This is a genomic window from Streptomyces sp. MGP-BFMKR1 (genome assembly GCF_057766585.1).
Genome location: NZ_CM173408.1, coordinates 4,461,015 through 4,479,518 on the forward strand (window position 1 = coordinate 4,461,015; position 18,504 = coordinate 4,479,518).

At 69.4% G+C, this 18,504-nt stretch carries 19 protein-coding genes, 2 tRNA genes and 1 CRISPR repeat array; of the genes, 5 read left to right on the forward strand and 16 right to left on the reverse strand.

What is annotated here, in order from left to right; genetic code table 11:
• Window positions 1-326: 326 nt before the first annotated feature.
• A complete protein-coding gene (locus AC3CHW_RS17260; RefSeq protein ID WP_398608258.1) occupies window positions 327-773 on the reverse strand; it encodes an SSI family serine proteinase inhibitor in 447 nt (148 codons plus the stop codon).
• Window positions 774-1,030: 257 nt separating this feature from the next.
• Between AC3CHW_RS17260 and AC3CHW_RS17265 the strand changes: the two genes are divergently transcribed.
• Together AC3CHW_RS17265 and AC3CHW_RS17270 are read left to right on the forward strand one after the other, a co-directional pair.
• A tRNA-Ser gene (locus AC3CHW_RS17265) sits at window positions 1,031-1,120 on the forward strand.
• Between the two features lie 698 nt (window positions 1,121-1,818).
• Window positions 1,819-1,891: transfer RNA gene (locus AC3CHW_RS17270), tRNA-Arg, on the forward strand.
• 56 nt (window positions 1,892-1,947) lie between these two features.
• Here AC3CHW_RS17270 and AC3CHW_RS17275 read toward each other — a convergent pair.
• The 11 genes from AC3CHW_RS17275 to AC3CHW_RS17325 all read right to left on the reverse strand — a co-directional run bounded on the left by AC3CHW_RS17275 (window position 1,948) and on the right by AC3CHW_RS17325 (window position 10,445).
• Window positions 1,948-3,093: a site-specific integrase gene (locus AC3CHW_RS17275; RefSeq protein ID WP_488467022.1), complete on the reverse strand. Its 1,146-nt coding sequence runs from the start codon at window positions 3,091-3,093 to the stop codon at window positions 1,948-1,950.
• Window positions 3,090-3,302 carry a helix-turn-helix domain-containing protein gene (locus AC3CHW_RS17280; protein WP_488467023.1) on the reverse strand — a complete coding sequence of 71 codons (213 nt, stop codon included), beginning with the start codon at window positions 3,300-3,302 and terminating at the stop codon, window positions 3,090-3,092. The genes AC3CHW_RS17275 and AC3CHW_RS17280 overlap by 4 nt, the downstream gene beginning before the upstream one ends.
• A 262-nt stretch (window positions 3,303-3,564) precedes the next feature.
• Window positions 3,565-5,241 (reverse strand): DnaB-like helicase N-terminal domain-containing protein, encoded by a 1,677-nt coding sequence (locus AC3CHW_RS17285; protein WP_488467024.1) that lies wholly within the window; start codon window positions 5,239-5,241, stop codon window positions 3,565-3,567.
• 223 nt (window positions 5,242-5,464) lie between these two features.
• The gene (locus AC3CHW_RS17290) at window positions 5,465-5,701 is read right to left on the reverse strand and encodes a hypothetical protein (protein WP_488467025.1); all 237 of its coding nucleotides are present in this window, start codon (window positions 5,699-5,701) and stop codon (window positions 5,465-5,467) included.
• Window positions 5,698-5,898 (reverse strand): hypothetical protein, encoded by a 201-nt coding sequence (locus tag AC3CHW_RS17295; RefSeq protein ID WP_488467026.1) that lies wholly within the window; start codon window positions 5,896-5,898, stop codon window positions 5,698-5,700. Before AC3CHW_RS17295 ends, AC3CHW_RS17290 begins: the two co-directional genes overlap by 4 nt.
• Window positions 5,899-5,933: 35 nt before the next feature.
• Window positions 5,934-6,122, reverse strand: a complete 189-nt coding sequence (locus AC3CHW_RS17300) for a hypothetical protein (RefSeq protein ID WP_488467027.1) — start codon at window positions 6,120-6,122, stop codon at window positions 5,934-5,936.
• A 44-nt stretch (window positions 6,123-6,166) separates the two neighbouring features.
• The gene (locus AC3CHW_RS17305; RefSeq protein ID WP_488467028.1) at window positions 6,167-6,418 is read right to left on the reverse strand and encodes a hypothetical protein; all 252 of its coding nucleotides are present in this window, start codon (window positions 6,416-6,418) and stop codon (window positions 6,167-6,169) included.
• 141 nt (window positions 6,419-6,559) lie between these two features.
• Entirely contained in the window at window positions 6,560-8,680 is a 2,121-nt protein-coding gene (locus AC3CHW_RS17310) for a cell division protein FtsK (protein WP_488467029.1), read from the reverse strand.
• A 72-nt stretch (window positions 8,681-8,752) separates the two neighbouring features.
• Window positions 8,753-9,529, reverse strand: a complete 777-nt coding sequence (locus AC3CHW_RS17315; protein ID WP_488471085.1) for a DUF2637 domain-containing protein — start codon at window positions 9,527-9,529, stop codon at window positions 8,753-8,755.
• A gap of 47 nt (window positions 9,530-9,576) precedes the next feature.
• Window positions 9,577-9,816 carry a hypothetical protein gene (locus AC3CHW_RS17320; protein WP_488467030.1) on the reverse strand — a complete coding sequence of 80 codons (240 nt, stop codon included), beginning with the start codon at window positions 9,814-9,816 and terminating at the stop codon, window positions 9,577-9,579.
• A 116-nt stretch (window positions 9,817-9,932) separates the two neighbouring features.
• The gene (locus AC3CHW_RS17325; protein WP_488467031.1) at window positions 9,933-10,445 is read right to left on the reverse strand and encodes a hypothetical protein; all 513 of its coding nucleotides are present in this window, start codon (window positions 10,443-10,445) and stop codon (window positions 9,933-9,935) included.
• Between the two features lie 213 nt (window positions 10,446-10,658).
• On the opposite strand from AC3CHW_RS17325, the gene AC3CHW_RS17330 reads away from it, so the two are divergent.
• The gene (locus tag AC3CHW_RS17330) at window positions 10,659-11,444 is read left to right on the forward strand and encodes a GntR family transcriptional regulator (protein WP_488467032.1); all 786 of its coding nucleotides are present in this window, start codon (window positions 10,659-10,661) and stop codon (window positions 11,442-11,444) included.
• A 2-nt stretch (window positions 11,445-11,446) separates the two neighbouring features.
• Window positions 11,447-12,196, forward strand: a complete 750-nt coding sequence (locus AC3CHW_RS17335) for a glycosyltransferase family 2 protein (RefSeq protein ID WP_488467033.1) — start codon at window positions 11,447-11,449, stop codon at window positions 12,194-12,196.
• A gap of 47 nt (window positions 12,197-12,243) precedes the next feature.
• On the opposite strand, the gene AC3CHW_RS17340 is transcribed toward AC3CHW_RS17335, so the two are convergent.
• The 3 genes from AC3CHW_RS17340 to AC3CHW_RS17350 all read right to left on the reverse strand — a co-directional run bounded on the left by AC3CHW_RS17340 (window position 12,244) and on the right by AC3CHW_RS17350 (window position 14,645).
• Entirely contained in the window at window positions 12,244-13,038 is a 795-nt protein-coding gene (locus AC3CHW_RS17340) for a hypothetical protein (protein WP_488467034.1), read from the reverse strand.
• A 222-nt stretch (window positions 13,039-13,260) separates the two neighbouring features.
• Complete coding sequence (locus AC3CHW_RS17345; protein ID WP_488467035.1) at window positions 13,261-13,746, reverse strand: hypothetical protein; 486 nt, start codon at window positions 13,744-13,746, stop codon at window positions 13,261-13,263.
• A gap of 140 nt (window positions 13,747-13,886) precedes the next feature.
• A complete protein-coding gene (locus AC3CHW_RS17350; protein ID WP_488467036.1) occupies window positions 13,887-14,645 on the reverse strand; it encodes a GntR family transcriptional regulator in 759 nt (252 codons plus the stop codon).
• An 844-nt stretch (window positions 14,646-15,489) separates the two neighbouring features.
• Between AC3CHW_RS17350 and AC3CHW_RS17355 the strand changes: the two genes are divergently transcribed.
• Window positions 15,490-16,260, forward strand: coding sequence for a GntR family transcriptional regulator (locus tag AC3CHW_RS17355; RefSeq protein ID WP_488467037.1), 771 nt, complete (start codon window positions 15,490-15,492; stop codon window positions 16,258-16,260).
• A gap of 393 nt (window positions 16,261-16,653) precedes the next feature.
• Window positions 16,654-17,231: direct repeats of the CRISPR family, unit length 29 nt; unit sequence CGGACCACCCCCGCTCGCGCGGGGAACAC.
• A 483-nt stretch (window positions 17,232-17,714) separates the two neighbouring features.
• Here the strand turns inward: AC3CHW_RS17355 and AC3CHW_RS17360 are convergent.
• The gene (locus tag AC3CHW_RS17360; RefSeq protein WP_488467038.1) at window positions 17,715-18,461 is read right to left on the reverse strand and encodes a class I SAM-dependent methyltransferase; all 747 of its coding nucleotides are present in this window, start codon (window positions 18,459-18,461) and stop codon (window positions 17,715-17,717) included.
• Window positions 18,462-18,504: the final 43 nt, after the last annotated feature.

Consider the following 18,504-nt stretch of genomic DNA (forward strand, 5'->3'; position numbering starts at 1 on the left):
GCCCGTACGGCGCCGACACGCGCGGAGGTACGGAGCCGGCGCGCGCGACGCGCCACGGAGCCGATACGCGCGATTCGCCACGGAATCGCGGCGAGCAAGAGGGAATAACCGCGAACATCACCGAATCGAAGAAACCACAAAGAACTTCGGAAATGGCAAACATGCCCGAAAGGCCGCCACTGCGAGCGACGTCGGGAACGGGGCGATGGCACGCCGTCAGAAACGTGCCCCCGTCCGGGACCGAGATCCTGGGCGGGGGCACGAGGTCCCACCGAACGCTCCGGGCCGAGACCCCGCGCCGAGCGCGCCGGGCCGGGGCCGGGCCATCAGTTGCGGGGGGTCCCCAACAACGTCGCGAACTTGTTCCACCGGCTGATCTCGCAGCCGTCCACGCGCGAGAAGTCGGCGCTGACCGGCCGCCCCGACCAACGCCCGCCGACGTGCGCCGTGGCCGGCCCACCGTAGATCTTGGTGCAAGCCGTCCCCTTCGCCACCGGCGCGAACGGGTCGGCCCCCCACACCGTCTTCTTGGACACCTCGGCGCAGGCCGCCGCGGGGTCCGGGTGGTTGCCACCGGTCGGGTGGCAGTAGAGGTGGTACGTCCGCTGGTCCGCGACCTCGCCGGTGTCCGACACCGTGACGGTGAGGTGGTGCGCGGGCCCGGGCGCCGGAACCGGCAGCGGCTTGGCCGCGGCGTGCGGCGCGACGCTCAGTAAGGCGGGAACCACGGCCGCGGCGGCTGCGGCGGCGACGAAGAGGCGGTGCGGTGACATCCAGGACTCCAAGATCGTGCGACTACGGGGCGCGGCGCGCCCTTGTCCGACTAACGCGCCGGTGGGGTGTCCGTTGCGCAGGAAGTCCGCTACGAAGCGACGAATCGCCGGAAAGCACCAAAAAAACCACCCTCGCGGCAGCGATACGCCTTTGCCGCCCCGGCCAAACGCCGAGTACCGTAGGCCGCGATTGGTGACAGCCCGCAGGGCTGTGCCATCATCTGCACACACGCCGCGCGCTCGCGTGGTCCGTGTATGGAGGCTTCGCCTAGTCTGGTCTATGGCGCCGCACTGCTAATGCGGTTTGGGGTAACCCCCCATCCCGGGTTCAAATCCCGGAGCCTCCGCTCTGTACAAAGCCCCGACCGTCTCGCACGGCCGGGGCTTTTGCGTTGCCCGAAGCTTTTGCCCCCGCCCGGGCCCGGGCAGGGCCTTCCGCGCGGGGTGGGCTTTCCGGCGCGGGGGCGGGCCTTCCGTGCGGGGTGGGCTTTCCGGCGCGGGGCGGACCTTCCGGCACGGGGCGGACCTTCCGCGCGGGGTGGGCTTTCCGGCGCGGGTCGGTCCGACCCGGCTCGGCTCCGGTCGGCGTGGCTTGGCTCTGCTCGGCTTGGGCCGGCTCTGCTCGGTTCGGCTCGGCTTGGCTCGGTGTGACGGCAACCACGCGAGCCGCCCGTACGGCCCGCGCCCGTCGTCCGCGCCCCCGTGCTTTCCCCATGCCCCTGTCCTTTTCCCGCGGACGCTCCGGCGGCGCCCGGGCGCGATCACGCGCTGGGAGCGGGGTGAGGGTGGGGGTGTGTGCTGGGCCGGACGGGGCCTGCGCGGGCGGAGGCCGGCGTACGGCGGCCAGTCGCACCCCGTGGCGCGTTCGGCCCCTCGCCCCTCCCGGCCACTGGTGCGCGACCGCCGCGCTTCCTCGGTGCCGATCATGCTCTACGGGCATTTCCGCAGGTCAGAGCGGGTCGAGGGAATGGATTTCACCTCGCGGCGCAGGTCATGTAATGTTGTTCCCGCAACGCCGACCGGGCAAGAAAACGCCGGGAAGTAAGCGCTCGTAGCTTAACGGATAGAGCACTTGACTACGGATCAAGAGGTTGCAGGTTCGAATCCTGCCGAGCGCGCAGATGAGGGGCCCCGAATCGGGGCCCCTCTTGTTATTGCGTGTCTATCTGCGTGACTACGGTTCGAAGATCTCGTCCATGGCCACCGCGCCCGTCTGGATCACGGGCCTGATCTGCTTGCGGTAGACCGTCTCCGTGACGCTCGTGCTGGAGTGGCCGACGAGTCGGGCGATCTCCTCGACGGGGATGCCCTTGTCGGAGAGCAGCGAGACGAAGCTGTGCCGGAGTTCCCTTGGCGTCCAGTCCTCCGGATCGATCCCGTCGACGGTGGCGAGCACCTGCCGGAAGTACTTGCGGACGTTCGACGCGTCGAGTGCCGTGCCGACCGCCGAGGTGAACACCAGATCGTGTTCAGCCCAGCGCTCACCAGCCGCCCGACGCTGCGCGGCCTGGCGTTGCCGATGCTCGCCGAGGGCCGCGACGCAACGCCCGGGCAGAGCGAGTGTCCGGCGAGACTTCCGGGTCTTCGTGTCCCCGCTGGCCCGTACCGAGCGCCACACCGCGATGTGTGGCACGTTCCCCGGGCCCGTACCTTCGAGGTCCACGTGGCTCCAGGTGAGTGCCCGCAGTTCCTCGGTTCGAGCGCCAGCAAGCAACGCGACCACGATGTACGCATGCAGGCGCGAATCCGCAGCCGCGTCGAGCACGGCACCCGCTTGAGCCAGGTTGAGCGCCTTCGAGGGGCGCCCGGCCTGGCCCTTCGGAACGGAGCACAGCTCGACTACGTTGCGCTTCACCTTGTCCCTGGCCATGGCTCGCTTCACGGCGCGGTTGAGGCACGAGTGCAGGAGCCGCAGCGTGCGCGTGCTGTGCGTCTTCGCCTTGGCCGCCAGCCACTTGTCAACGTCGTCCGCGCTGAGGTCCCGCAGTTTTCGAGCGCCGAGGCTGGCGATGACGTGCTTTTCGCACAGCGTGGTGTAGTTGCTCACCGTGGCAGCGTCCACGACCGTCAGTCCGAAGGCGAGCCAGTTGGCCACCGCGTCCTTGACCGTGTAGCCGGTGGGCGCGATCGCGATACCGTCCTCGTAGTCGCGAAGCACCTCTTTCAGCTTGGCTTTCGCCTCGGTCTTCGTCCGACCACTGCCACGCTTGACGATGCGCTTGCCGCTGGCGTCGTAGCCAAGGCTCGCGGTGGCGATCCAGCGCTGACGCTTGTCGTCCCAGTGCAGGCCGCCGTCTCCGCGGCTTCGACGCTTGGTCACGTGTCATCTCCTGCCTCGCGCTCCAGCAGAGCGACGTACTCGTGTAGGGCTGATGCGGGGATGAGCCGGGCGCGGCCTTCCTTGACGGTGCGGAGGCGACCCGTCCGGATGAGGCGGTAAAGGGTGTCCTTGGACACGCGGAGCGTCTTCATGGCGTCGGGTACGCGGTAGAGCAGCGGAGCGGGAGGTTCGGGTACCGCGAGGGTCATGAAGCGTCTCCGAGGTGCTGCGGGGTGTGGGTGGGGAGGAGCGCCATCGAAATGCCCCTTCGGGCGCGCTGGGGGCATAAAGACGCGAAGGGCAGAAAGCCGTCTGAGCTGCGGGTTCGCCGGGTGCGAAGCGGGACGGGAAGGCCGGCGCTAAGGCCAGGCCCGCCGGGACGGCCAGAGATGGCGCCCCGCTTCTTGGCTGGCTTCTTGATCAGCGATTTCGCAGGTCGCGGCGGATGCCGCCCTTTGTGCCCTTCGCGCCTCAGCCGGTGTAGGTGAGCACGGTGGTGGGGCGGCCACCGGTGGGGCGTTGGGTGCGGGTGTAGCCGGGTTGGGCGAGGAGGGCGGCGGTGATGCGGTCGCGTTCGGCCTTGCTCTGGTTTTTGAACAGCCTGTGGACGGCCTTGCCCGTCAGGCCGTCGCCGCCGGCCGCGCGGACGGCGGCGGCCAGCTTGTCCACGCGTGGATCGCCGCTGGCGTCACCGAGGAGGTGGACGGCGGAGGCACGGGCGTAGCGCAGGAGGTGCCAGGCCGCGCGCATGTGGTGCTCGGTGATGGTGGCCGTGTGGTCGCACAGCGCGTAGACCATGGCCACGCGTTGCACATACGGCGCAGCACGGCCCGTGAACTGGGCGATGGCGCCGCCCGCCGCGTCGTCGCTCAGAGACGGGTAGATCTCCTCGCAGTACAGGGCCCAGGCGTCCGGGCTGAACCCCACCTCGTCCACGCGGGCCGCGTCGGCCAGGACCGTGCGCCAGCCCGCGGCGAGGTTGGCCACCAGCTCGCGGCTCGCGCCGCGTGAGCCGGGCAACAGGGCGTTGCGGTGGCAGAAGATCGGCAGGAAGCGGTTGTACGTGCCGCCCGCCAACTCCGAGTCCTGCATCTTCGAGCGGAACTCGTCCGGGGTGATGTGTCCCAGGATCGCGATGTGCGGTTCGGTGGCCTTGAGGGAGTCGCGGGTCATGGAGCCGAGCGAGTCGCCGTCCCACGCCTGCCGGAGCACGCCGGGCAGGCTGCTGCCCTCACGTCGGCCGCGGCTCATGGTCACCGCGTACTCCGACTCGACCACCCACAGGCGCTTGTCGGTGCTGGTGGGCCGGGCGTCCTCGTCGGTGGTGTCCTTCACGTACTCGATCAGGCCCTCGCCGGAGTTGAGGCCGCTCGGGGTGTGGTCCGGGCCGAAGAAGTCGGGCACGGCCTCGGCGAGCACACGGCGCGCGGTGGACGTAGCCGATCCCTTGCGGCCCGATGAGGTCGGACCGACGGTGAGCGCCCAGATGAGGCACGGGTGGCGGTCGTTGCCGACCATCACGTGCGGGCGGCGGCCGATGATCGCGCCCGCTGCCGAGAGGAGGTTGGCGAGTACGGCGACCGGGTCGGCCTCGGTGGTGGCGTCCAGTTCGCGTACGGTCTCGCCGACCCAGCCGCAGAACACGTCCGGGTGCGGAGTCGGGCCTGGCCGGTGGGGGCGGTGGACACCGGGATGGGCGTCGTAGAGCGGGTTCGGCGGGCCGGGCGGGCTGGCCGTTGGGGGCTCCGCTGCTGTCGGCTCGGTCGCCAGCTCGTTGACCTCTGCGAGGACAGCCGCGCGGACGTCCGTCGAGTTCGCCCCGGGGTCCGCGGCCAGGTGCGCGATGCGGGTTCCGGTCTCGATGAGGCGGCGGCGCTCGGCCTTGTCCCGGATGATCTCGGCGTAGTACCCGGCGTTCGCGGTGGTCGGTACGGCCTGCACGAGGGTGTGCAGGTAGCTCGGGCCGCCGACGCGTGTGAGGTCGCCGCGTTCGGCGAGTCGATGGGCGAGGGTGATCGGATCCACTGGCTGACCGTCGGTGTGCATGGCGCGGATGGTGCGGTGAATCGTTTCGTGGGCGGGGCGGTAGTGGTCGCTGGCGTCCATCACCTCCGCCACATCCTCGATGGCCGCCGTGGACAGCAGCATGGCTCCGAGGACGCTCTGTTCTGCGTCGGTGTCCTGCGGTGGTGTCCACGAAGGGACCGCCGGGTCTGCCGCTCGGCCACCGCCGGAGTGCCGCACGGGGTTCGCCGGCGGCGGCACGGCCTCGGCTGTCATGATGGGGATCTCCTGTTGGTCTTCGGACGGGCAGGGAGACCGGGGCGGTGGCGATGTCCTTTGCACGGGAGTGCCGCCGCCCCGGGCGTAGCTACCTGCGGTGGGCGCGGTGGATCAGGCTCGCGACGACGGCGACCGTGGACCACTCCCAGCCGGTGAGCCAGGCGATGATGCGCTCGTCGTACGCGCCGAGTTCGACGCCGGCGGCGCGGAGTTCGGCCCGTAGCGCCCGAGCGCGATCGGCCTGCGGCACGAAGTGGCACGGCTCCTTCGCGATCGGCCCGGACGGCACGTACGGCAGCGGCTCGGCGTCGCGCGGGCCCGTCACGCCCTGTCTCCGACGAGGGCGTTGAGCAAGGCGGGCAGGTCCCCGCCGAGGGTGGCGAGGCGGTGCTCGATGGCCTGCCAGGAGTCGGCGTCGATGTTTATCAGGGCGTTGATGGCGGCGGGGAGTTCACCGCGGGCGCGGGCGGCGATGGCGTCGCGGAGTTCGGCTGCGGCCATGAGGGTGATTTGTCCGTCCATGATGGGTGCCTTCCTGGTCTGGTGGTGGGTGGGGGTCACAGCTCGCCGAGGGCCTGGATCACGGCGAGGTTGAACTCGTTGATGGGCTCGGCGGCGCCGGTCGAGGCGAGGTAGAAGCCGAAGCTGGTGGCGACGAACGCGCTGCCGACGCTGACGGCCCGGAACCTGAGCAGGAAACCGAGCACGCCACCGAAGACGACGACGAGGGAGAGGGACACGGCCACGGGAAGCTCCTTCGGGGATATCGGGATGGGCGAGGGTGAGGGGTTCAGCGGGCGCCGTCGCGGTGGACGCGGCTCGCGACGTTGAAGAGGTGGCGGCCGAAGCGGACGCGCTTGCGGTCGCCCTTGCAGCGTCGGCAGGTCTTGCCGGGCTTGGCCCGGCCGCGTCGGTCGTGGATCACGTAGCAGCCGAAGCCCTTGCAGCGGCGGCAGACGCCGAACGGGCTCACGGCACAGAGCGCCGCGTAACCGAGGGTGACGAAGAGGAGAAGGGCGTTAGCGGTCAGGGCAGGGGACACGGCAGGGCCTCCGAGGTGTGTTGGAAGGTGAGTGCGGCGCGCGCTGCTAGCAGCTAGTTGCCTGGTCAGGAGGGATTAGAGCCGCTAGCGGGGCCGCTAGATCTAGCGGGGTGGGGCGCTAGGTCTAGCGGCGGTGCGCGGCTAGCTCACCGCCCGTCGACCGTTACGTTCGGCGAGGGCAGCGGTGATGTGGGCACGGGTGATGCCGCGCCGGTTGGCCTTCTTGCCGCCCGGGGCGGTGCCCCAGACCTGGCCGGTGGTGATGCCGTACGGCTTGAGCGCGGCGCCGAGTTGTTCGGCCTCCCAGCTGTCGTAGACCTCGGGTCGCAACTCGGCGAGGCGGATAACGACGGTCTCGCTCCACACCTTCGGCTCGTTCGGGCCGACGACCGCGAGGATGTCGGCGAGGAGGTCGAACGACGCGGCGGGGGCGGTCTCCGGTGTCTCGCCGAGGGCGTGGCCGGTGAGGAGGCCGAGTTCCTGGCGGAGGGTGCGGGCGCGCAGGGCGATGACCTCGGCGGCGGGCGCGTCCACGTAGACGGAGCGGACGATACGAGCATCCTCGCCCTCGCCGACGAAGTAGCAGATGCCCTTGTCAGCCCAGGCGAACATGTTGGCCCGCACGCCCCGCTTGTAGGCGCCGGTGCCGAGGACCATGTCGTTCTCGATCTGGCCCATGACCTTGAGGCACCACCGCATGCCGGCGTTGGCGCTGATGCCGGTCGGGAGCGACTTGGAGTCGGGGCGCTGAGTCGCCAGCAACAGCACGATGCCGGTGGCAGGACCGCGCTTGACCAGGTCTGTACAGATCTCCTCGAACTCGCCACCGTGCGTGGGGTGCTCGAACCAGACCTGGCACTCGTCCACACCGACCACGATGGGGTGCAGACCAAGCGACTGCTTCGACGCCAGTTCCGTAGTCACCTTGGACTCCGGGCAGACGTCGCGCGGGAGGGAGCGGATCACCTTCGCCCGGCGGCGCAACTCGTCGCGGAGTTCCCGCAAGGCGTGCAGGGCGTATTCGATGTCCTCCGCGTCCTCACCGGCGCGGTGCCGGTGCGCGACCTGGTCACCCACCGGGTCGAGGTCACCCGTGCCCTTGAGGTCGAAGGTGTACAGCGCGGCGCGCGGGTCGAGCGCGGCGATAAGTAGCAGCAGTCGCAGTAGGAACGTCTTGCCCATCCGGGGCACGCTGCCGATGATCCCCGCCACGTACATCAGCGTGAGCCGCACCCACCGGCCACGCTGGTCAGTGGCGAAGGCAACCGGCTCGAACAGGTCCACCCGGCCCGACTTGGCCAGCGGCCATGCCGGTTGCTGGGCCTTGTTCATGTCCTGGTCGCCGACCCACAGCACCAGGCGCCCCGTGTGCTCTTCGGGTACCGCTTCGGGCCACACGCACCCGAGTGGCCGGCGCAGCGCGGAGGCGAGTCGGTCGCGGCGGTCCATCACGTCGGCGACGGTCACACCGAACGGCAGGTCACCCTCCGCGCGCCAGCCGGGCCCGTCGCGGCTGATCGGCGCGGTGAACGCGAGCGCTTCGCGCCCCTTGGCGATGGCCTGGTTGACCTGACTGATGCTGAGCGAGCCGAGAGCCCGCAGCACCATGTCACTGGTGAGCTTCTGGGCCTTGGGGAGTTCGACGGCGCGGGTCGTGACCGGCTGGTCCGCCTCACTGCCCGCTTGGCCGAGCGCCAGTACTAACGCGGCGACGGACACCCACTGGAGCCAACTGGGCGCCAGGACGTACAGCGCAAGGGCCGTGCCGGTGCCAGCCAGCGAGGCAAGTACGGCGACGAGCGTGCGCAGTCGGACCCGGTTGTCCCGCTGCCGCGACAGCTTCAGATACTCGGCCGCGTCCTCGCGCCGAACCGACGCGAGCCGCACCGGCTCGCCCTCCGCGTCGGCGACCCACCGCATGGCCCCGCCGACGAAACGGGCCGCGCCGCGCGGGCACTGGACGATGAGCCGCGCGGCGTACACGGGGCTTCGCCAGCCGTGGTACGCCACGAGGTGGCCGTAGTGCCGCGCCAACCAGCGAGCGGCGGTGATCAGTTCGGTGCGAGAGCGGAGCCAGCCGGGGATGACGGGTCGCCGCTTGGCCCCGACCACACGGCTCAGGAAGCCGGGGCCGACGGGCTGCGGGCCGTCCACGGGGGTGGCTTCCGCGGGGCGCTTGTTGGCGATGTCGAAGACCTCGGCGTGGCCTTCTGGGCTGATTCGGGGTTGGTCAGGCGTGGTGTCGTCCGACACGGTGTGCATCGCTCCTCAAGAGGTGCACGGGGCTGGCCGCCGCCGAGCCCCGCGACGTGACGTGTGCGGGTGCGGCGCGGCTCAGGAAGAGGCGGCGGCGAGGCGGCTGCCCTCAGCCTCGCGACGCACCTCAACAGCCCTGATGCGCTTGCGGCCCCAGCCCTCGCTGAACCCGAACTCGCGGCCGAGCGCGGCCGGGCCGATGGGCCGCCCAGCGTCGAGCGAATCGGCGTACGCCTGCTCGGCGCGCTGCCGGGCCCGCTGCAACTCGGCCTTGGCGAACGCCTCGGGGTTCGCGCCGCGTACGGGTTGGCGGGGCGGCCGTACGGCTTCCGTACGGGGTGCGTTCTGGGGCGCGTACGGATCGGGCGTACGGAGTGTGGCCTGCGCGTACGCGGCGTACGGCAGTGGCGGCGGGACGGCGACGCCTGATGTTCCGGCGGCGGGGTGTACGCGGTGGCCCGTACGGGCGTCTTGAGCGTCCGGCCGGTGGTGCAGCACCTTGGCGACCAGGTCGGAGCCGAAGAAGATCGCGCCGACGGGGAGCGAGGTGGCCATCAGGACCAGGGCCCAGTTGGCGGGGCTCCAGACGGTGAGCTGCGTCGGGTCTCCGTCCCCGCTCGTGCCGTCGAGCTGCGCCAGCCCGTGTACGTAGTTCAGGGCGAGCGAGGCGAGCGTGTATGTCGCGAGCACGCGGAGCGCGAACCGGCGATCGTCGCCGGTGAGGCGGAGGGTGGCGACCAGGGCGAGAGCCATCAAGCCGTCCACGACGAACGGGTAGAGCAGCGCGGCCGTGGCGTCCGCTCCGACCGTCTCGGCGATGTCGCGCAGCGCGTTCCACGACACTCGGAACGCCATGCTCACCACGCCGATCAGCGCGGCGATGAGAAGTCCTTTGGGGGCGCTCACGCTGCCCCCAACAGGTCCACGGCCTCGTCCTTGAGCGCGGCGAAGACCGCCTCGGTGATGGGGCACATCAGCTCGGGGTGGTCGTCGAGGATGTCGCGCGCGGCGTAGAGCCGGGCCGCGCGCTCCTCCGCGCTCTCACCCGGCACGCCGAGCCACAGCTCGGGCGGCGTACCGAGGGCTATGAAGAACTGGCGGTGGTCGGTGGTCGAACGGCCACGAAGGCGGTACTTCGACACGTCACACTCCTGTCGTCAGTTGTCACAAGGGCGGTTCGGGAGACCGGAGCGGCGGTTATGTCCTTTGCACGGGAGGACCGCCACGCCGGGGCAGAACGAGAAGTGGAGCGAGGGCGTCAGACGCGGAAGCGTCGAGGCCGGAGCAGCAACCGGGCCAGGCCGTCGCCGAGGGCGGCCGTGGACGTGGCAGTCACGAACACGGTGAGCGTCGTGCCACCGCCGAGGTTCTGAACGGCGCTGCCGACCGCGACCGCCACGCCGACGCTGACGGCGAGAAGCGCGGCCGTCGCGATAGCGCGGGCGGTGGTGTGCGGCCTGAGCACGCGAGCCACGCGCTCGACCTCGCTCGGCAGCGCAACCCGAACGGCGCCGCCGCTGACGCGCACGCTGATCAGGCTGGCGCGGCGTACCTTCTCCACGCCCACCACCTCGCCGATGGACCGGTCACTGCGGACGCGCACGATGTCACCGATGGCGAGAAGCAACGGAATCTCCTTACGGGATGGGGAGTGGCCGGCAGCAACCGCACCGCGCTGATGCCGCGACGGCCGTGCCGGCAGGGACAAGGGGGACACGGTCTGCTCGCCAGGCGCCGTGTCATGCAGTTCTGAAGGTGCGAGCGCTTCCATCGGGCCGTTTCACGGGCGCCTCCGGGCGCGGTGCCGCTGGCTCCGCCGGTCGTAGGCGGGCATTGCGATGCAGGACAAGACGTCATGAAGACCTCTTGTCCTCAACTCCTCTTTAGGAGTTGCGTTGACCATAAGGGCGTACTCCTGTTGTCGTCAACACCTCTTAAGGACTTATGCTGAGGCCGTCCGACAACCAGGGATGGTGAGCAGCACATGGCCGCGTACGAGCGGATTGCCGGAGAGCTGCGGCAGCGCATTCGCGCAGGTCAGCTCCGGCCTGGTGAGAAACTGCCCGCAGAGACGAACCTCGCCGACGAGTACCGCAAGAGCGTCCCGACCGTGCGTCAGGCGCTGGCCGTGCTCCAGGCGGAGGGGCTGATCGAAAAGCGGCACGGGCGTGGCAACTTCGTCCGCAAACCGCGCAAGCTGGTGCAGCGCACGAACCAGCGCCACCAGTGGGAGAAGGACCGTGTCCGCGAGGACGAGGCGGAGCGCCGCGCCACGGGCGCGACCGAACACGACACTGGGTTGACCGTCTCGGACCTCGTGTTCAGCGCCGAGTACCACGACGCGAAGGCGGACGAGGATCTTGCCGAAACGTTCGGGATCGAAGTCGGCACCCCGCTCTTGGAGCGCGTCTACCGGACCCGGTACAGCGAGGAGGACGCGCCGTTCAACCTCGCGCACTCCTACCTCGTACGCGACATGGTCGCCGGCAACCCCGACCTGCTCGACGCGTCGAACGAACCCTGGCCCGGCGGCTCACAGAACCAGCTCTACACGGTCGGCATCGAACTCGACCGCATCACCGAGCGCATAACGGCCCGCCCACCAACGGTGGAGGAGGCCGAGGCGCTGGGGCTCAGCGCCGGCGTGTCGGTCATCATCCTGCGGAAGATCTGCGTGGACACGAACGGCCGCGTGGTCGAGGTCGCCGACGTGACCATGCCGGGCGACCGCACGGAAATCCTCGTGACGACCCCGCTGGCCAGGTGGTGACCATGACCAGGCTCATCACGGTGATAACGGCGGTCCACGCACCGGCGGCGCACTACCTGCCCGACGCCTACAAGTCGCTGTTGCAACAGGAGTTGCCGGACGGCTGGGACTGGCAGTGGGTGGTCCAGGAGGACGGCGAGACGGACGACGTCGCCCCGCACGTACCCAACGACCCGCGCGTCAGCTTCGACCAGGGCCGCCCCGGCCGGGCAGGCGTCGCGCGCACGCTGGCACTGGCGCGGGCAAAGGGCGAGTACGTGAAGGTGCTGGACGCCGACGACAAACTGACGCCGGGCGCCCTCGCCCGCGACCTGGCCGCCCTCACGGACAACCCCGGTCTTGTCTGGGCGACTTCCCGTGTCCTCGACCTCCTGCCCGACGGCTCAACCGTCGGCTTCGACCAGGACCCGCCAGAGGGGCCCATCGAACGCGGCGCCGTACTCGACCACTGGAAGGCCAACGGCTACCGGGCCCAGGTGCACCCGGCGACGCTCTTCGTCCGGCGTGACTTGCTGTTGGCGCTAGGGGGTTGGATGGCCCTGCCCGCGTCGGAGGACACGGGGCTGCTGCTGGCGCTGAACGCGGTGAGCCGCGGGTGGTTCAGCGCGGAGACGGGACTGCTGTACCGCAAGTGGCCGGGGCAGGTGACGAGTCAGGCCGCGCATGTTCATGAGGGAGAGAAGGCGGCCCGGTTCGCTGTGGTGGAGGCTCGGGCGCGGGTTTTGGCGGGGTTGGAGGGGTGGCGATACTGACGGCGGCAGGCATCCGAGGGGGCACGCGTGTCACGGGATCGCCTTTCTTAGAATCCGCCGCCGTTACTCCGCAGTTGGCGTGCTGCCTCTTGAAGTTGATATACGAGGTCGCTCAAAGAATTGAGCTTTTCGGCGGCCCTGTGGAGGGTGTTGGCGTTATCTTCTAGGCCGCGAAGATCTTCGGCGGCTGACCTCAGAGTGTTCGCGTTATCGTGGAGTTGGCGAAGGCCGCGAGCGGCCGAGCTCAAGGTTTTTGCGTTATCCTCCAAACCCCTCAGGTCATGAGCCGCCTCGTACAGCATTGCCGCTGCATCCGGGTCGATCCCGAAACCATGCACACGAGGATCGGCTAGCTCGGCGACGAGTACACGTAGTGTTTCCGCTGCTTCTGGCGCAATCTGCGCTAGCTCGGCGAGAGCATCGTGTGTCTCTTCGAAGAATGCTTCGAATGATTCGGTCACGAGATCCTTGAGCCGATCCTCGGTGAGACCGCGGAGCCCTTCCAGTGCGGCGAGTCCATCAGCCTCTCGCCGCTGCTTCCAGCCCTCCAGCATTTCAACCGAGTACTGATTGCTATCTCGACCGTCTACCCGTACGTGATGCACCTTGCAAAGTAGCAATAGGTTCTTGAACTCATTTTTCTCTTCAAGGGTAAGGTTGGGGTCGAAGCGTTTCCCGCCGCTATTGACCGCCCGGATGTGGGCGATTTCCAGATTGAGGATATGTTCTCCGTCTACGAGTCGAGTGACCGGTTCGTTGCAACCAGGCCAGTAGCACGCGCCGCGGCAAAGTGTCATTAGCGCCGCGTGGGTGCCTGGTGTGTACTTCCGTGCTTCTCCCATGGGGCTTCCAACCCTTCGTAGTGGCTTGCGACGGGAAACCTTAGCTGTACGTCAGAGTTGGCGCATAGACGAGTAATCGTCAAGCGAGACGATTCAGCCACGAAGGGCGATCGAAACGCCCAGATGTGAATTCTGAACGTATCCTTCCGGACGCTGAGCGCTTCTGATCGCTTTAGAGCCCTAGCCTGACTTGAAACGCACAGGGTTAGGGCGAAGCCAAGACTAAGAAGTCCCGCTCTCCGTTTGGTTGCCAGGCAACAACAACCCCCGCTCCGAGTGCTCCCGCCCCTCAAACCTTCCGCTCACGCCCAAGTCCACCCGCGCCCGCTCATGAAAGCGGTTGATCACCTCGAACGCCTTGACGTGCAGCGCTCGCCACTCCGGCAACGTGCACTGTTGGATGCCCCGCGCGTGCCACTCGATGACGGCCGTGGCCTTCTGCACGGAGTGCGCGGTATCAATCACGCCGTCGTGGGCGAGCAGCATCACCCGCTCGAAGGCGAGGGCCTGCTCGACGCCCATCTGAGTCAGGTCGTCCGCGAGTTCGCGCTCGCTGCGGGTCGCCGTCCGCATCTCCTTGCGGACCTCGTACAGCAGCACCGACGCGTGGATGGACGCGCGTACGCGCCCGATGTAGTTCGCGTACGCGTCGAGCTTGTGGCCGTCCCAGCGGGACTGTAACTCCCGCTTGCGCTTGCCCCGTTCCATGAGCTCATTCGTAGCGTACGAAGTGAGCGCGCCCAAGACGACCGCTGCGATCGTGACCAACTGAGCGACTGTGTCCAAGACTCCCCCTCAAGCCTCAGGCAACTCATCATCTCGGGCTTCTCGCGGCGCCCGACGCCGCGTCATGCCTCGTTGATCGGGATCTCGTACACGATCTCGCAGTGTGCCGCGGGGACCACGATGTCCGCCGTCTCCACTGGGCGGCCGTCCTGAGCGAAGTACGTGCGCTGGATCGCGGTGACCAGTGCGCCCTTCTGCACGCCGAGAAGGGTGGCCTCCTCGGCGGTCGCCGGGCGGGGCTCGGGCTGTTCGACGGCCCGGCTGACCGTGACGTCGATCGCGGCCATCCGCTTGATCACCCCGTGCCCCGCGTACGGGCCGCCCTCGGGCAGAACCACGAGCGTGCCGGCCGTCAGCGCGTACGGCTCCCAACTGGTGGAGAGCTGCACCGGTTTGCCGTCCGCCAGGAACTCGTACGCCGTGCGCACGCACGGGTCGCCCTCGGCGATGCCGAGCCGTGCCGCGATCTCCGGCGGGGCTGGCACCTTCGCCTCCGTGCGGTGTTCCCACGTTCCCCGCTTACCGAGGCCGGCCATGTCAGCGCGGAAGGGTGAACCGTCGCGATCGTCGCGGGACCAGGAGCGGACCATGCGAAGTCGCTCCCGCGGCTCGGCCACGTACGTGCCGGAGCCGGCGCGGCCTTCGAGGAGGCCCTGCGTGATGAGCAGTTCCTGCGCTCGCCGTACGACGTTGTCGCCTACGCCGTACTCGTCCGCGAGCGCCGCTCGGGAGGGCAGGCGATCTCCGGGTGACCACTCGCCGTTCGTGAGGCGCTGCCGTAGTTGGTCGGCGACGGCGAGGTAGGGCGGCTGGTCAGGCATGTGGCAAATCTAGTCCACTAGCTCTAGTCTAGTTAACTAGCTTCACCGTGAGTTATTTCGCTGTGACGGAGGACTGCCCGTGCCCGCTCCCGCATCCCGAGCGCAGGAGATTGCGGCACGCCTGGTCGCCGCTGGTTGCGAGCCGCGGGTGACGCGTCGGCCTGACCACATCCGTATCGAGACCGACGTGTCCGAATCGCTGTCAGCGGATCGCTGGAGTGTCGTTCTGGCGGCGTTAGACCGGGCTGATCGGTTCGGCCTGACGGACAGTGCGGGCGGACGCGTCGCGTGGGCGGTCGTCCGTACGGGGGAAGGGCCGCTACCTCCGCTCATGAGCGAACCCTCGGGTGAGGCGTCATCCAACCCGCGGCGACATGGGCCGCCGCTGGGTGGTTCTCAGTCCGAAGGAGCCGATGGCATGAGCGATGACACCAACACACGTGGAAGTACTCGGATCTGCGCACGCTGTGACCGTTCGACGGATGAACCTCGCGCCGTGACGGTGGAAGGCGCGTCCGGGCCCGGTTGGGTCGGCTACCTCTGCCCTGCCTGCCACAGCCGGCGCTCGGCGACACTGGCTGACCCGTTGGCGGTGGCCGCCGCCATGCGCCAGGCGCGCGAGGGTGGCGCGGCGCGGTGAACTCTCCCGGCATCCGAAGCCCGCGGGTGGCTGCTGGCTGGCTCCGGCCTTCTCGCCGCCGGCAGAAGGGCACCGCGCCATACGCGGGTGCCCTCCGCCGCCAAGCGCCGAGGGCACCCCTGATCTGCCGCGCACCCACCCAGCGCATCCGCCTCCAGCACAGCGAGCAGTCGAACTCATCGCGAACGGAAGGACCCTGACTCGATGGCCACGCGATACGAGCAGATCGCCGCGGACCTGCGCCAGCTCATCAACACCGGCGCCCTCGCACACGGCATCCGACTTCCCGCGGAGACCTCGTTGGCCAAGCGGTACAACGTGGGTCTGCCGACCATGCGACGTGCGCTGGAGACCCTGCAAACGGAGGGGTTGATCGACAAGCGCCACGGCGCGGGGAACTTCGTCCTCGGCAAGCGCCGGCACCTGGACTACACGAACGACCGTTGTCGTGCCGGGGTCGAGGCAGGAGTGCGCGTTGGTACGCGTACGAACGGTCCGGCCCAGCCTGACGTACACGTGATGATGAGCTGCGAGGAGGCGACCGCGGGCGCGGTGTTGGCGGAGCGCATGGGCGCTGCGGAGGGCACCCCGCTGCTGAGGTTCGTGTACGGAGCGAGCGATGCCGCCGACGCCAGCCCGTATAGCGTCGTCTACTCCTACGTACTGCGGTCGATGGTCGACCCCCTCCAGGTCAGTACCGTGCTCGACGGTTCACCGTGGGGGGACGCGTACTTGAACTGGCTCACCGACGCCGGGGTCACCTTCGACCACATCGAGGAGCGCGTGACGGCCCGCGTTCCCCGAATGGAGGAGGCGAAGCTGCTCCGAACCGCCCCTGGGACCCCGGTCCTGGCGGTGCAGCGGACGTCCATCGACGCACGGGGCAATGTGGTGGAGACGGCGGACATGCTGATGGCGGGGGATCGGGTGTCGGCGGTGTTCATTACGCCGCTGAGTGAGGTGGGGGCTGACTGACCCGAGTCCTCTCACGTACGAACGGCCGCACCGGCGGGTTGCCGGTGCGGCCGTTTTGGTGGGCGGGGCCCAGTGCTTGCGCCTATGCGGGGACGCACCGCGTTGTGCCGCGGTCCTTGCGCCCTGCCGCATGCGCTGGCTTTCGGAAGGCCGCCCCCGCTCGCGCGGGGAACACCGGTGGGCCTGGACGTGGACCGCGCTGGCGGCCGGTCCACCCCCCCCGCTCGCGGGAGGGACACTCGATGTCGTCGGGCGAGTGAGCCCCGAAAAGCGGGCCACCCCCGCTCGCGGGGGGAACACGACTGAGATGACGTGCGAGTCCAGCAGCGCCCCGAGCCACCCCCGCCTACGCGGGGACCACCTGTTGGAGCGGGCGGCGGACTGGAACGACTACGGACCACCCCCGCTCGCGCGGGGAACACCCGATGTCGCCGCCGGGCTGCGTGTGCGCGTACGGACCACCCCCGCCCACGCGGGGAACAAGAGGCGTTCCCGCAGTTCAGCGAGGCCGAGATCGGACCACCCCCGCTCGCGCGGGGAACACGCCCATACCGCCTCGAAGGCGTCGGCGCAGAGCGGACCACCCCCGCTTGTGCGGGGAACACCCCGTCAGGCGCCCACACAGGCCGCCGCATGACGGACCACCCCCGCTCGCGCGGGGAACACCGGACCCGACTCCCGGCCGGTCACGCCGCAGCCGGACCACCCCCGCTCGCGCGGGGAACACTGGAGGCCGGTAAGGAAGCCCCGGCCGGCCTGCGGACCACCCCCGCTCGCGCGGGGAACACCGCACCCAGCCGCAGGTGCGGACCGTGGTGGGCGGACCACCCCCGCTCGCGCGGGGAACACGCGTCCTGCGGCGGCTGGTACCCCATCGACCACGGACCACCCCCGCTCGCGCGGGGAACACCAGTGCCGCTCGGCATCGCCCCGCCTGCCGAGCGGACCACCCCCGCCCACGCGGGGAACACCCTTCGCGACCTGCGACGCTGCAACGCCTTTGCCATCCGTTGACCGACGCCCAAGACGCTCCCACGCGGCCATCGTGCCAGAACTCCGCACGGCGACAACCTCACTGCATGTCCGACGAAGCCGACACTCGCCGAGTGTCTAACTGCGTGACAACCACAGCACGCGACCTCGGACCGCCACGGACGTCCACGCATCCCCGCCCCAGCCCAGCAGTCCCCGTTCCAGCCGCCGCCTCGGCCCCAGATTGCCTACGGATCAAGAGGTTGCAGGTTCGAATCCTGCCGAGCGCGCAGCAGCCCAGAGGCCCCCTCCAGTAACTGGAGGGGGCCTCTGGCGTGTGGGGTGACGGCAACGCTGACATCAACGGTCGCTCGGCGTGCACCAGCGGTTTCCTGCAGCCGGGCCACCAGCCGGTCTCCTCCTCCACCTCGCGGGCAGCGGCGGCTTCGGAGCTCATGGGCGCCGCCCCGTGGGGCTACCTGCTACGAGGCGGGGCTTTGGATGCGGAGTACGAGCTGACCGTGGCGCAGGACGTACCCGCCGTCACCGTCGCGCAGGTGCTCCTGGACGTACGCCTTGACCGCGTCTCGGGCGGGCCGGGGCTCGCCGGGGAGGCTGAGGTGGAAGCTGGCGACCGTGACGGTCTCCTCCAGATCCCGGCTGCGGTATCGGGCGGGCACGACGTCCAGGGCGATGTCGCCGTTCGGCCCGTGCGCGGGGGCGGTGAGTTCCTCGGCCAGTTCCCTCAAGTCGAAGCGCAGTCCGGTGAAGTGGCGCACCATGCGCATGCAGGCGTCGTCAGGGTCTTGCAGGAGGACGAGCAGGAGGCCGCCCGGCGCCAGCCACCCCATGATGCGCTCCACCGTCGCGACCCACTGCGAGCGCGGAACGTAGTACAGCACGTGGGACAGCAGTGCCAGATCGACCCGCGCGTCGATCCTCGCCTCCAGGACCGGTTCTGCCACCACCTCGGCCTCCGGGCACGCTGACGCCAGGGCGCGCCGCATCGGCGCGCTCGGCTCGATACAGACGGTGTGCTCGAAGTACGGGGCGAGGTGCCGCGTCGTGGTGCCGTCGGCGGGTCCCACGTCCAGCAGCACCCGTCGGGCGGGCAGTCGCTCCACGATGTCCCGCAGATAGGCGTGGGTGACCTTCTTCTCGTCCGTCCCGGCGAGAAACAGGCTGAAGGTCTGCCGGTAGGACTCTTCCTCCGTACGCAGGTTCCCCACCTCCACCGTTATGACTTCACTCCGCTTTCTCCTCTTTGGGGCA